Consider the following 13,403-nt stretch of genomic DNA (forward strand, 5'->3'; position numbering starts at 1 on the left):
ATGCCCGGGACGAGCCCGGGCATGACGACGTGGAGACATTGTGCCGTGATCAAGGCAGCGCCCGTTCCAGCAGCGCGCGCGTGTCGCTGGGCACCAAATCCACCGCGCCGTACATGCTGGCGTGGTTGGCAGAGAGACGCGTCGCCGCGAACAATTCGGCGTTGCGCGGCGACACCCCATTCAGTGCGGCCGTGGCTGCCAGCAGCGCGAGTTTTTCGACCGCGAGCCGCGCAACGCGCTCGCCGTCCGGGCGGCGGAATGCCTTGCCGATGAAGGCGACCGCCTCGCCGGCTCCCGGCAGGCTCTTGGTCTCAGCGGCGAGGCCTTGCAGCACCGCCGTCGCAGCGTCCGGCTCGCGCGCCAGAGCGCGGAGCACGTCGAGGCACATCACATTGCCCGAGCCTTCCCAGATCGCATTGACCGGGGCCTCCCGATAGTGGCGTGCCAAAATACCTTCCTCGACATAGCCATTGCCGCCGAGGCACTCCATCGCTTCGTAAAGGAACGGCGGCGCGCTCTTGCAGGTCCAGTATTTGATTGCCGGCGTCAGCAGCCGCATATAGGCAGCCTCTGCCGGATCGTGCGGCGTCCGATCGAAGGTGCGGCAGAGCCGCATCACCAGCGCGACGCTTGCCTCGACATGCAGCGCCATGTCGGACAGCACCGCCTGCATCAAGGGCTGATCGGCGAGATGCCTTTGAAACACGCTGCGGTGACGCGCGTGATGCAGCGCGTGCGCAAGCCCCGAGCGCATCAGGCCGACGGAGGCGATTGCGCAATCCTGCCGCGTGAGCTGCACCATCTGGATGATGGTCCGGATGCCCTTGCCCTCCTCGCCGACCCGCTCCGCATAGGCGCCGACGAACTCGACCTCGGAAGATGCGTTGGAGCGGTTGCCGAGCTTGTCCTTCAACCGCTGGAACTGGATCGCGTTGACAGACCCGTCCGGCGCAAAGCGCGGCATGAAGAAACAGGTCAGGCCCTCATCCGCCTGCGCCAGCACCAAAAAGGCGTCGCACATCGGCGCCGACATGAACCATTTGTGGCCGGTGACGCGATAGGCGCCGCCATCGCGCACCGCTCGCGTCATGTTGGACCGCACGTCCGTGCCGCCCTGCTTCTCGGTCATGCCCATGCCGAGCGTCATGCCGCGCTTCTCCCACCACGGCGCGAAGCTGGGGTCATAGCTCCTGGTCGAGAGCACCGGCATCACCTTCGCCAGCAGATCAGGCTGCATCGCAAGCGCGGCCACCGAGGCGCGCGTCATCGTGATCGGACAGAGATGGCCGGTCTCGACCTGCGAGGCGATGTAAAATCTTGCCGCGCGCACGACTTCGGCGGCATCGCCTGCTGGCCTACCGTCGGCGCTCCAGGTGGAATTGTGCACGCCGGCATGCGCGCTGTGCGCCATGAGCTCATGATAAGCGGGGTGAAACTCGACCTGGTCACGGCGGTTACCGCGGGAATCGAAGGCGCGCAGCTTTGGCGAGTTCTCGTTCGCCACGCGGCCGCGCTCGGCCATCGCCGCAGAGCCCCAGGCCTTGCCGAAATCGGAGAGCTCCTTATCCGCCGCAGCACCGCCGTTGGCCTTCACGGCCTCGACCAGCGGGCGGTCGGCTGCGAAGAGATCGACGTCCTCGAACGGCTGCGACTGATTGAAGACCTCGTGGGTCGCAAAGACGGGCTGGGTCATGGCTTATACCTCGGGCCGGACCTTAGTTCCGGCGCGGCTGGATCGGGAAATCATAGGCTGCCCCGCCCGCCCCCGGCAGGGAAAAATGCCACCACTCCTTTGAATAGTTCACAAAGCCTTGCCGGGCCATCGCAGCAACCAGCCGGTTGCGCCAGGCGCGCTGCTCTGGCGTGATGCTGCGCGCGGCGGTGTGCCCCTTGAGATCCGTGCAGTCGTAGCCGGTGCCCATGTCGACGCTGCCTTCGGGCGCCCGCGCTTCCACCGGGCCCGTGCAATCCGCATAGGCCCTGGCGGGATCGATCCTGGCCGAATTGTCCGCCTTGAGGTCGACCAGCGTCAGGTCCAGCGCAGCGCCGGTGGAGTGTTGCGAACGACTGGCGATGTAGCCGAGCCGAAACAGCTCGGTCTTGGGTATCTTAGGGTTGTAGCGCCGCTCCGCCACCGTCTCCCGGCCGTTCTGCGCCCACGCCACCATGTCGAGCGAAGCGCGCACCGGCCGGTAGCAATCGAACATTTTGAGCGAGAGGTTTTGCGCGGCGAGCTCCTGCTGGACCGCCTTCAGCCGCAGGCCGACATCCCGCTTCACCACGCACTCGCCGGCGGCATAGCCGTTGAGCGGCTTGCCGACAAAGTTGTTGGATGTAGCGTAGCGGATGTCCTGGATGATGGTGGGATCGATGTCGCGCAGATAGACGAAGCCGCCGGGGAGCGATTGGGCGGCAGCGGATGAGATTAAGGCTAACGAAACGAGCGCAGTTAGAATTGATTTCACGATATCTATCCAAATCGTCATGGCCGGGCTTGTCCCGGCCATCCACGCCCTTTTTACCGACAGCGCAAGATCGTGGATGCCCGGGACAAGCCCGGGCATGACGGAGGAAACAGATCCGACAGATCAGGGGATAACTCACTTCCCCCGGATTGGGCCTTGCCGACCCCCCCATCCCCGCCTATAGCTCTGCTTTTAATGACCTCCGCATCGAAATCGACCTTCGTCCTCGGTCACCGGCATCTGCTGGGTATCGAGGGCCTTTCCACTGCCGACATTACCGGCCTCCTCGACCTGTCCGAGGAGTATGTCGAGCTCAATCGCCAAGTGGACAAGAAGCGCACCGTCCTGCGTGGACGGACGCAGGTGAACCTGTTCTTCGAGGCTTCCACCCGCACCCAGTCCTCGTTCGAGCTCGCCGGCAAACGCCTAGGTGCCGACGTCATGAACATGTCGGTGTCCTCCTCGTCCATGAAGAAGGGCGAGACGCTGATCGACACCGCGGTGACGCTGAACGCGATGCACCCGGACATTCTGGTGATGCGCCATCACGCGTCAGGCGCGGTGGAACTTCTGGCCCGCAAGGTTGACGGTTCCGTGATCAATGCCGGCGACGGCGCGCATGAGCACCCGACGCAGGCGCTGCTCGATGCGCTGACGATCCGCCGCAACAAGGGCCGGATCGAGGGTCTCGTGGTCGCGATCTGCGGTGACGTGCTGCATTCGCGCGTCGCCCGCTCCAACATTATCCTGCTCAACACGATGGGTGCCCGCGTCCGCGTCGTTGGCCCCACCACACTGCTGCCGCCCGGCATCGAACGGATGGGCGTCGAAGTCGCGCGCGACATGCGCGAGGGTCTGGAAGGCGCCGACATTGTCATGATGCTGCGCCTGCAGCGCGAGCGCATGAACGGCTCGTTCGTGCCGTCGTCGAGCGAATACTTCCACTACTTCGGGCTCGACCAGAAGAAGCTCGCCTACGCAAAGCCCGACGCACTGGTGATGCATCCGGGCCCGATGAACCGCGGCGTCGAGATCGACTCGGCGGTCGCCGACGGCGCCCAGTCGCTGATCCGCGAACAGGTGGAAATGGGAGTGGCAGTGCGCATGGCGGTGCTTGAAGCGCTCGCCCGCAACCTGCCGAACGCGTGATGCCGATGCTGACCGACCGCCGCCCGATCCTGCTCGCCAACGCGCGCGTCATCGACCCGTCGCGGGATTTCGACGCTGTCGGCGACGTGCTGATCGCTGACGGCACCATCCGCGAGACGCGCCGCGGCATCGGGGCGGCCGGCGTCCCCGAGGGCACCGACATCATCAATTGCTCCGGCAAGATCGTGGCCCCCGGCCTGATCGACATGCGCGCCTTCGTCGGCGAGCCCGGCTTCAGCCATCGCGAGACGTTTGCGACCGCGAGCCAGGCCGCGGCCTCGGGCGGCATCACCACCATCATCTGCCAGCCGGATACGTCGCCCGTGATCGACAATTCGGCAACGGTAGACTTTGTGATGCGGCGCGCCCGCGACACCGCGATCGTCAACATCCAGCCGATGGCGGCTCTCACCAAGGGCATGCGCGGCGAGGAGATGACGGAGTTCGGCCTGCTGAAAGCCGCCGGCGCGGTAGCCTTCGGCGACGTGTGTCGCAGCGTCATGAATGCGCAGGTGATGCGCCGGGCGCTGACCTATGCCCGCGATTTCGACGCGCTGATCGTGCACGACACCGAGGATCCGCACCTCGTCGGCGAAGGCGTCATGAACGAGGGCGAGTTCGCCACCCGGCTCGGCCTGATGGGTATCCCGAATGCGGCTGAAGCCGTCGTGCTGGAACGCGACATGCGGCTCGTGGCGCTGACCGGCGGGCGCTATCACGCTGCCTCGCTGTCCTGCATCGACTCGCTCGACATCCTCAAGCGGGCGCGCGACGCAGGCCTTGCCGTGAGCGCATCGGTCTCGATCAACCATTTGGCGCTGAACGAGAATGACATCGGGCCCTACCGGACCTTCCTGAAACTGTCGCCGCCGCTGCGCACCGAGGACGACCGCCGCGCGCTGGTGTCGGCTGTCGCCTCCGGGCTCATCGACGTCATCATGTCCGACCACAATCCGCAGGACGTCGAGGTCAAGCGCCTGCCCTTCGCCGAAGCGGCAAGCGGCGCGGTGGGCCTGCAGACCATGCTGCCGGCGGGCTTGAGGCTCGTGCACAATGGCGAGATGGAGCTGAAGACGCTGATCAAGGCGATGTCGACGCGGCCGGCGGAACTTTTGGGCCTGCCCGGCGGCACCTTGCGCTCCGGCGCGCCGGCCGATGTCATCGTCATCGACGCCGACACGCCCTGGGTGCTCGATCCCATCGATCTCAAGACGCCCTGCAAGAACACCCCGTTCGACGAAGCCCGCTTCTCCGGGCGCGTGGTTCGCACTATTGTCGGGGGACGGACGGTTTATGAGCATGTCTAACCCTACGTGGAACATATCCCCGAGGAGCGCCGCCGATGGGACCTGAGGCATTTTTGCCGGTGGCCCTCGTCATCGGCTATCTCCTCGGCTCGATCCCGTTCGGGCTGATTCTGACCAAGCTTGCCGGCACGCAGGATCTGCGCTCGATCGGCTCCGGCAACATCGGCGCCACCAATGTGCTGCGCACCGGACGCAAGGGCCTGGCGGCGGCGACACTGCTGCTCGACGCGCTCAAGGGCACGGCAGCGGTCGTGATATCAGGCTATTTCGGCGGTCCCAACGCGGCGATGCTGGCCGGCCTCGGCGCCTTCCTCGGCCACAACTTCCCGGTCTGGCTCAAATTCAAGGGCGGCAAGGGCGTTGCAGTCTATATCGGCATTTTGCTCGGCCTGTTCTGGCCGGGTGCGCTGTTCTTCTGCCTGCTGTGGCTCGCGACCGCCTTCACCACGCGCTACTCCTCGCTGTCGGCGCTGGTCGCGGCCTTTATCACGCCGATCTTCCTGTGGTGGTTCGGCCACCTCGCGCTCGCCTCGCTGTTCGCGGTGCTGACGCTGGTCCTGTTCTACACGCACCGCGAAAACATCAAGCGGTTGCAATCGGGCACCGAGAGCCGGATCGGACAAAAATCGTAGTCCGGAAAAAGTACGGATACCGACGCGGCGCTATCGCATTATATCCCAAATCCTGTTCGCAACTCGTGGCCATAGTGGTCAATGGGTTCCAAGACTGTCATCCTGACAGAGGGGAATGGCGTTATCCGGCTTGCGTCCATGAACGAGAACACCAACGTCACGCACGATCTGGCTTCGCAGAGCGCTGCGAATGAGGCGGCGCCCGCCGGCACCGCCGCAAGCCGGCTGCTCTTCGCCACCAACATCTGGTCAGACGCGCCCGCGCCGGTCGTTGCTGAGGAAGCGCGCCCCGCTCCGCAACCGCCGGTCGTGAGCGAGACGCCTGCACCCATCGCGGTGCAGCCGGTCGCACAGCCGACGGCAATGCCGGCCCTGCCGGTCGAACGTCCTTCAACCTCCTGGCCGCCGAAACGACTCTCGCTGGCGCTGCAAGGCGGCGGCACGTTTGCGGCCTTCACCTGGGGCGTTCTGGAGCGGCTCCTGGAGGAGCCCTCGGTCGAATTCGACACCATCAGCGGTGCCAGCGCCGGTGCGATCAATGCGCTGCTGGTCGCCTCCGGTCTCGTCGACGGCGGCCGCGAGGGCGCGCGCAGCAGGCTGAACCGGTTCTGGGTGCGGCTGATGCACGAAGCGTCGTTCCGCTCGCTGATGTTGGTCGGTGGCTTTTCGCCGGCGGGAAGCTCGGTCGCATTCGGGCCGACGCTGCGCTCCGGCCAGTTCGATCCGTTCGACCTCGATCCGCTGCGGCAGGCGCTGTCGCGCGACATCAACTTTGCGGCGCTGCATGATGCGGCCTGCCCAAGACTCCTGATCGCGGCGACGCGGATCCGCGACGGCCGGCAGCAGGTGTTTGGCAATGCAGCCATCACCGCCGACGTCGCCCTCGCCTCGACCTGCCCGCCGCTGATGCATTGCGCGGTCGAGATCGATGGCGAGGCCTATTGGGACGGCGGCTATGGCGGCAACCCGCCGCTGGTGCGGCTGGTGCAGGAGACAACGTCGACCGACGTGTTGATCGTCCAGGTGACGCCGTCGCGCGACGGCTATGTCCCGATCACGCTCGCGGCGATCGACCGCCGGCTCGACCAGATCGCGGCGAATGCCGCGCTCAATGCCGAGATTTCTGCGGTAGAATGGGCGCAGTCGCACGCCTCACCTTCGCTGCGGCTGTTCAAGCTAGCAGCGGAAGACGAGATCGAGGGGCTGGCGCAGCGCTCGTCGACCGATCTTGGCCGCGGCTTCATTCGCCTCCTGCACCGCAGCGGCCGCGACGCGGCCGATCGCTGGCTGCGGCAAAGTACGAGCGTCCGGGCGGCGCGCAAGGTCGAGGCGACCTCGCCAGCCGAGCCCGAGCTAATCTGATTTCGCCAATGCGTCTTCGAGGAAGCGCGCCACCGCGAGCGCGCCCGCGTCGTTGCCGAAGCGCGCGATCACCTGCACGCCGATCGGCAGGCCGTCGACCCTGAGCACGGGAACGTTGACGCACGGGTTGCCCATCAGCGTCCACAGCCTGTTGTAGCGGGGGTCGCCGGTGGTCGCGAGTTCCTTGGGCGGCGCGGTGCCCGGCGCGGAGTAGGTCAGGAGCACGTCGACGCCCTCAAAGACCTCGCCGAGCTCGCGGCGGCCGCGGCGGCCGATCCGGCGCGCCTCGTCGTAGTCCTTCGGCGTCAGTCCGACGGTGGCGTCGAGACTGGCGCGCAGCATCGGCGCGATCTCGTCGTGGCGTTCCGAAAACTCCCAGGCGAGCGCCCGGTGCGCCTCAAAATCCTGGATCACCGGGTGGATGCGCCAGGCCTCCCGCACCATTTCCGGCATGTCGATGGTCTGCACGCCGGCGCCGGCGCGCTCGGCGGCCTTGATCGCGGCCTGCAACCCCTGCTCGGCCGCGGGCTCGACGGGACCGGCAAAGTCCTGGCTGACGATTCCGATGCGCGGCGACGTCGCCGCAGCGATGTCGGAGAACTCGTGGCGGCCGGTCATCGCGAAGAGTCCGCGCGCGAGATCCTCGGTGCGGGCACCGAACAGGCCGACCGTGTCGAGCGCCCATGAATAGCATTTGACGCCGACGGTCGGCAGCATGCGGAACGACGGCTTGATCGCGGCAACACCGCAATAGGCGGCAGGCCGGATCACCGAGCCGCCGGTCTGGGTGCCGAGCGCAAGCGGGATCATGCCGGCGCCGACGGCGGCGGCCGAGCCTGCCGACGAGCCGCCGGGACTGTGGCCGACATTGTGCGGATTGCGCGTCGGCGTCGGATCGCGCGAGGCGAACGCCGTGGTCGTGGTCTTGCCGATGATGGTGGCGCCGGCGCGCTTCAGCATCATCACAACCGGCGCGTCAGCGCGCGGCTGCCAACCCCGGTAGATGGACGAGCCCATCTCGGTCGGAAAGTCGGCCGTATCGATGATGTCCTTGATGCCGACCGCGATGCCGCGCAGCGAGCCCGCCCCTTGCGCCTTTGCCGACCGGTCGTGGCAAACGAAAGCGCCGACATCCTTCTCCCGCGCCTCGATCGCTTCGATCGACTGTCCGATCGCGGTGTCGGGCGAGAGCTCACCCTTGTCGATACGGCGCTGGAGGTCGGCGAGTGAGATCATGGCGACATTTCCCTGACTTGGCAGCGCTTTTAGCATCGCGAGGCGGTCGTGCAAGCGCGCGCCCCTGTTGCCCACGCGCTGCGGTTGTTCCATGCTGCCCTCACAAGGAGACGCCGTGGACGCCCTCAATCCAGGGATCGAGCTGACCGAGGCCGACAGGATCGACCGGATGCGGCTGATCCGTTCGGACAATGTCGGGCCGCGCACCTTCCGTTCGCTGGTCGATCACTTCGGCACCGCGCGCGCTGCGCTGGAGCGGCTGCCCGAGCTCGCCCGCCGCGGCGGGGCGGCCCGATCGGGGCGCATCACGTCAGTGGACGAGGCAAAGGCGGAGCTCGCCGCAGCCCGACGGCTCGGCGTGAACTGGCTCGCGCCCGGCGAGGACGGCTATCCAGCGCGGCTGGCGACGCTCGACGACGCGCCGCCGCTGCTCGCGGTACGCGGCGACCATGCCACAGCAATGCGGCCGACGATCGCCATCGTCGGCTCGCGCAATGCCTCCGGCGCCGGGCTGAAGTTCGCGGGCCAGCTTGCGCGCGAGCTCGGCGAAGCCGGCTTCGTGATCATCTCAGGGCTGGCGCGCGGCGTGGACCAGGCGGCGCATCGTACCAGCATCGCCAGCGGCACGGTCGCGGTGCTCGCCGGCGGGCATGACTGCATCTATCCGCCCGAGCACGAAAACCTGCTTGCTGACATCCTGGAGCAGCGGGGCGCGGCAATCTCGGAAATGCCACTGGGACACGAGCCGCGCGCCCGCGACTTCCCGCGCCGCAACCGGCTGATCTCGGGCGCCTCGCTCGGTGTCGTCGTGGTGGAGGCCGCGCATCGCTCGGGATCGCTGATCACCGCGCGCATGGCCGCCGAACAGGGCCGCGAGGTCTTTGCCGTGCCGGGCTCACCGCTCGATCCGCGCGCCGCCGGCACCAACGACCTCATCAAGCAGGGCGCAACGCTGGTGACGGAAGCCGCCGATATCATCAACGCGGTCCAGCCGATCATGGAACGCCCGATCATGTTTCCGGCCGGCGAGGACGACAGCGAGCCGCTCGAAGGCGATCCGCAATCGCACGACCGCGCCCAGATCACCGGCTTGCTCGGCCCGACGCCTGTTACGATCGACGACCTCGTGCGGATGTCGGGTGCGCCACCCTCGATCGTACGCACCGTGCTGCTGGAGCTCGAGCTTGCCGGCCGGCTCGAACGCCACGGCGGCGGTCTGGTCGCGCTGCTTTAAGCCGCGATCAAACAAAGCATCGAAACAACCCCATGCACAGTAGAACGGCCCCGCCGGCCGATTTGCGCGCGAACCCGGAAGAGGTGAACCGCGCCTGAGGCTTAGCTCGGGTCAGGCCGAATTGCGCGTGTCAAACCGCGTTCGCGCGGCCTCGATCTGTTGCAGATGGTCCGCCGCCCATTGGCCGAGGGCTTTGACCGGCTGCTGCAGCCCGCGGCCGAGATCGGTCAGCTCGTAATCCACGCGCGGCGGAATGGTCGGAAAGATCGTGCGCGTGACCAAGCCGTCGCGCTCGAGTCCGCGCAGCGTCAGGGTCAGCATCCGCTGCGAGATGCCGTTGATCATGCGCTTGAGCTCGTTGAAGCGTTTGGGCCCGTCGCCGAGCATCATGATCACGAACACGCTCCATTTGTCGCCGACCCGCGCGAGCACCGAGGCGACGCCGCGGCAGTCGACGTGCTGCGGATCGGGCAGTGGCGGCAAGGCAGGCGAACGGGTGTGCGTCGGTTTCAAAGATGTGCCCATGGCTCAAAAAAGTGCGTTCTTGCGGGGATTTCGTAGGTCACTCATGTAGTGCCAGTTACAAATCTATACCATGGATGACCCAAATGAAACTCCTCCACATCGACTCCAGCGTGCTCGGCCCCCACTCCGTCAGCCGGCAGGTTTCGGCCGCAATCGTCGCGCGGCTGCGCCAGGCGACGCCGTCGCTCGACATCCAGTACCGCGACCTCACGCAGACGCCGCTGGCGCATCTGTCGGGCTCGCATCTCGCCGCCGCGCAGGGTGCGCCGGCACCCGCGGAACTCGCGCCCGACCTCGCCGCAAGCCAGGCCGTGCTGGAGGAATTCCTGGCCGCCGACATCGTCGTGATCGGCGCGCCCATGTACAATTTTACGATCCCGAGCCAGTTGAAGGCCTGGATCGACCGCATCCTCGTGGCGGGCAAGACGTTCAAATACGATGCGAACGGACCGCAGGGCCTCTCCGGCGGCAAGCGTGTGATCGTGGCGATCTCACGCGGCGGCTACTACGGCGCTGATACCCCCGCCGCCTCGCTGGAGCACCTCGAGAGCTATTTGCGTGGCGTGTTCGGCTTCATCGGCATTACGAGTCCGGAATTCATTTCCGCTGACGGCATCCAGGTCGGGCCGGAGCACCGCGAGAAAGCGCTGGCAAGCGCGCTTCAGGCCGCAACCGGCCTGCGCGCCGCCTGAAGCCCGTTCTTCGCAGCCGCCGCCAGACGTTGGCGGCGGTATGCGACATCTGAGCTAGAACCACATCCCCCGCGTGCCCGTGATCACGGCAATCAGCGAGATGAAAAGGCCGATGCCGGAGAACAGCGCAACGGCGATCAGTTGATTTCTGTCCGACTGCTTCTCGGTCGTCGCGGAACGCTCGGTGTAAATACGCGGTGCTGAAATCGATGAAAAAATGCGAGCTGCCTTTGGCATAGCGGGTTCCCTTAAATTGGGCCTCATTCCCCTACCCCTAAAAAGGTCTATGCAGCCGCCGCGAAGGTTCAACGCGTCACAAAGACGCGATCAAATACGTCCCGCGCAGGAGGGAACCGGCCGGCACTTTTGATGGCGCCGGCCTGATTCAATTTTTCACTTCATTTGATTAGCCTGATTAGCCGCGAAACACCGGCGCGCCCGCGGGCGAACCGGTCGCGCCGCCGTCGACGAAGAGTTCGGCACTCGTCACATGCGCGGAATCGTCGGAGGCGAAGTAAAGCACCGTCTTCGCAATGTGATCTGTTTCACCAATGCGGCCGAGCGGCGTAATGCCGGCGATGCGCTTCTCCAGCACCGCAAAGGCCTGCTCGGTCGGCGCTGCGCCCTTCCAGATCGGCGTTCGGATCGCGCCCGGCGCCACCACGTTGACGCGGATGCCGCGCGGCGACAGTTCGGAGGCCATCACCCGCGCCATCGCGCGCACGCCGGCCTTGCTCGCGGCATAGGCGGCATAGCCGGGATTGCCGAGCACTGAGATCACCGAGCCGTTGAGGATGATCGAGGCGCCGTCGTTGAGGTGTGGGGACGCCGCCTGCACGGTGAAGAAGACCGCGGTGACGTTGGTGCGCAGCACCTGCTCGAAGGCGGCGAGCGCGGTGCCGCCGACCGGCGTGTTGCCGGCGATGCCGGCATTGGCGAACACGATGTCGAGCTTGCCGAACTTTTCGACCGCACGCGCGATCGCCTGCTCCGTCGCAGCGACGTCGGTGATGTCGGCCTCGACCGCGAGCGCATTGGGGCCAAGCTCCTTCGCCGCTGCCTCCAGCGTCTCCTTGTTGCGCCCGGTGATGGTCACCTTGGCGCCCTCGGCAACGAAGAGCTTCGCGGTCGCAAGGCCGATGCCGCTGTTACCGCCCGTGATCAACGCCGTCTTGTTCTTCAGCCTCATGACCGTCTCCAGTGGTTGCATATTGAAACTGGATTGCCGTCTAGGCCATCTGGTTTTATAATGCAACCACACAAGCGCGTGATCGCATACAATCGGACAAGCCATGGTGAAACGGACGAGCTTCGAAGGAGATTCCTGCCCGATCGCGCGGGCGCTGGAGGCGATCGGCGACTGGTGGTCGATCCTGATCATCCGCGAGGCGCTGTTCGGTAAGCGGCGTTTCGGCGAGTTTCAGACCAGGCTCGGCATGGCCAAGAACATTCTCACGGTGCGATTACGCGCCCTCGTCGACCACGGCATTTTGAGGATCGCGCCGGCCTCCGACGGCAGCGCCTATCAGGAATATGTGCTGACGCCAAAAGGCCGCGGCGTCTTCCCGATCCTGGTGGCGCTGCGGCAATGGAGCGAGGAGTTCGACGACCAGCCCGAGGAGATCGCGACCATTCTGGTCGATCGCGAGAAGGGCCGGCCGGTGCGGAAGCTGGAGATGCGGGCCGAGGATGGGCGGCTGCTCAGCCCCGCGGACACGATGCTGAAGCCGCGGCCGGCGAAGGCAAGGCGGCGGGCTCCAACTAGCGGCTCACCCTCTCACCGTCGTCCTGAGGTGCCGGAGCGTTAGCGGAGGCCCCGAAGGGCGACGGCCCGGTTGCATCGGGGGCCGTTCATCCTTCGAGGCTCCCCATGCGTCGCTTCGCGCCGCATGGCTCGCGCCTCAGGATGACGGGTCAGTTCAGGACAACCTTCGCCAACTGTCCATGTTGCTGAACCATCACCGTCACCCTGAGGTGGCCGCTTCTTCAGCGGCCCTCGAAGGGCGACGGCCCGGCTGCATCGGAGCCGTTCATCCTTCGAGGCTCCCCATGCGTCGCTTCGCGCCGCATGCCTCGCACCTCAGGATGACGGGTCAGTTCAGGACAACCTTCGCCAACTGTCCATGTTGCTGAACCATCACCGTCACCCTGAGGTGGCCGCTTCTGCAGCGGCCCTCGAAGGGCGACGGCCCGGCTGCATCAGGGGCCGATTCATCCTCCGAGGTTCCCCATGCGCCGCTACGCGCTCGCGCGGGGATGACGGTGATGCTTATTTCTTTTCTGTAGCGGAATTTTTCGGTCGCTTTGGCGATCCCCCCACGACGCCGCGCCAGACGGCTGACGGCATCCCAGTCCGACTTGATCAGCGCCTCCTTCTTAGCACGGCTCCAGCCCTTGATCTGGCGTTCCGCCGCAATTCCGTCCGTGATCCGGTCAAAGTGCTCCGACCAAACGAGAACGACCGGCCGCCGTGTCGATGTGTATCCCTGAAAATGGCCAGCGTTGTGTTGTTCGACCCGCGGGGAGAGATCATCGCCCGTCGCGCTGCCGACATAGTAAGAGTTGTCGGCGCAGCGAAGCATGTAGACGAAGATGCCCATCGTGGTGGCCGGTGAGTTTGCACTCGGCTCAGGATGAGATGTGCAAATTTTACCGTCAAGAAGACACCTTCGGTCGGCTGGTGTCCGCTGACTGAGCAGATCGCTAAATCATCTCCGTCACCCTGAGGTGGCCGCTTCTTCAGCGGCCCACGAAGGGCGACGGCCCGGCTGCATCCGGGCCGTTCATCCTTCGAGGCTCCC

Annotated in this window: 13 protein-coding genes and 1 pseudogene; 7 read left to right on the forward strand and 7 right to left on the reverse strand. The window is 65.9% G+C overall.

The features are described 5' to 3' along the window. Window positions 1-49: 49 nt before the first annotated feature. Window positions 50-1,693 (reverse strand): acyl-CoA dehydrogenase family protein, encoded by a 1,644-nt coding sequence (locus KUF59_RS25910; RefSeq protein WP_212460990.1) that lies wholly within the window; start codon window positions 1,691-1,693, stop codon window positions 50-52. 22 nt (window positions 1,694-1,715) lie between these two features. Beyond that, entirely contained in the window at window positions 1,716-2,486 is a 771-nt protein-coding gene (locus KUF59_RS25915; RefSeq protein ID WP_212460991.1) for a M15 family metallopeptidase, read from the reverse strand. A 174-nt stretch (window positions 2,487-2,660) separates the two neighbouring features. Between KUF59_RS25915 and KUF59_RS25920 the strand changes: the two genes are divergently transcribed. The 4 genes from KUF59_RS25920 (at window position 2,661) to KUF59_RS25935 (ending at window position 6,915) form a co-directional block, all read left to right on the forward strand. Further along, the gene (locus tag KUF59_RS25920) at window positions 2,661-3,614 is read left to right on the forward strand and encodes an aspartate carbamoyltransferase catalytic subunit (protein ID WP_212460992.1); all 954 of its coding nucleotides are present in this window, start codon (window positions 2,661-2,663) and stop codon (window positions 3,612-3,614) included. A gap of 5 nt (window positions 3,615-3,619) precedes the next feature. After that, entirely contained in the window at window positions 3,620-4,921 is a 1,302-nt protein-coding gene (locus KUF59_RS25925; RefSeq protein WP_212461027.1) for a dihydroorotase, read from the forward strand. Between the two features lie 35 nt (window positions 4,922-4,956). Then, window positions 4,957-5,553, forward strand: a complete 597-nt coding sequence (gene plsY, locus KUF59_RS25930) for a glycerol-3-phosphate 1-O-acyltransferase PlsY (protein WP_212460993.1) — start codon at window positions 4,957-4,959, stop codon at window positions 5,551-5,553. Window positions 5,554-5,691: 138 nt separating this feature from the next. Further along, window positions 5,692-6,915 carry a patatin-like phospholipase family protein gene (locus KUF59_RS25935; protein WP_212460994.1) on the forward strand — a complete coding sequence of 408 codons (1,224 nt, stop codon included), beginning with the start codon at window positions 5,692-5,694 and terminating at the stop codon, window positions 6,913-6,915. On the opposite strand, the gene KUF59_RS25940 is transcribed toward KUF59_RS25935, so the two are convergent. Next, entirely contained in the window at window positions 6,907-8,151 is a 1,245-nt protein-coding gene (locus KUF59_RS25940) for an amidase (protein ID WP_212460995.1), read from the reverse strand. The genes KUF59_RS25935 and KUF59_RS25940 overlap by 9 nt on opposite strands. A gap of 91 nt (window positions 8,152-8,242) precedes the next feature. On the opposite strand from KUF59_RS25940, the gene dprA reads away from it, so the two are divergent. Then, complete coding sequence (gene dprA, locus KUF59_RS25945; protein WP_212460996.1) at window positions 8,243-9,385, forward strand: DNA-processing protein DprA; 1,143 nt, start codon at window positions 8,243-8,245, stop codon at window positions 9,383-9,385. A 111-nt stretch (window positions 9,386-9,496) separates the two neighbouring features. Here the strand turns inward: dprA and KUF59_RS25950 are convergent, their stop codons facing one another. Beyond that, the gene (locus KUF59_RS25950) at window positions 9,497-9,910 is read right to left on the reverse strand and encodes a winged helix-turn-helix transcriptional regulator (RefSeq protein WP_212460997.1); all 414 of its coding nucleotides are present in this window, start codon (window positions 9,908-9,910) and stop codon (window positions 9,497-9,499) included. A gap of 83 nt (window positions 9,911-9,993) precedes the next feature. Here KUF59_RS25950 and KUF59_RS25955 point away from each other — a divergent pair, with 83 nt between their 5' ends. Continuing rightward, window positions 9,994-10,602 (forward strand): FMN-dependent NADH-azoreductase, encoded by a 609-nt coding sequence (locus KUF59_RS25955; RefSeq protein ID WP_212460998.1) that lies wholly within the window; start codon window positions 9,994-9,996, stop codon window positions 10,600-10,602. A 54-nt stretch (window positions 10,603-10,656) separates the two neighbouring features. Here the strand turns inward: KUF59_RS25955 and KUF59_RS25960 are convergent, their stop codons facing one another. Beyond that, complete coding sequence (locus tag KUF59_RS25960) at window positions 10,657-10,839, reverse strand: hypothetical protein (RefSeq protein ID WP_212460999.1); 183 nt, start codon at window positions 10,837-10,839, stop codon at window positions 10,657-10,659. A 178-nt stretch (window positions 10,840-11,017) separates the two neighbouring features. Beyond that, window positions 11,018-11,791, reverse strand: a complete 774-nt coding sequence (locus KUF59_RS25965) for an SDR family NAD(P)-dependent oxidoreductase (RefSeq protein WP_212461000.1) — start codon at window positions 11,789-11,791, stop codon at window positions 11,018-11,020. 103 nt (window positions 11,792-11,894) lie between these two features. On the opposite strand from KUF59_RS25965, the gene KUF59_RS25970 reads away from it, so the two are divergent. Beyond that, window positions 11,895-12,410 carry a winged helix-turn-helix transcriptional regulator gene (locus tag KUF59_RS25970; RefSeq protein WP_258767224.1) on the forward strand — a complete coding sequence of 172 codons (516 nt, stop codon included), beginning with the start codon at window positions 11,895-11,897 and terminating at the stop codon, window positions 12,408-12,410. Between the two features lie 504 nt (window positions 12,411-12,914). Here the strand turns inward: KUF59_RS25970 and KUF59_RS25975 are convergent. Next, window positions 12,915-13,202 (reverse strand): annotated as a pseudogene (locus KUF59_RS25975) (GIY-YIG nuclease family protein); the annotation flags it as partial. Window positions 13,203-13,403: the final 201 nt, after the last annotated feature.

The organism is Bradyrhizobium arachidis (assembly GCF_024758505.1).
Classification (GTDB): domain Bacteria; phylum Pseudomonadota; class Alphaproteobacteria; order Rhizobiales; family Xanthobacteraceae; genus Bradyrhizobium; species Bradyrhizobium manausense_C.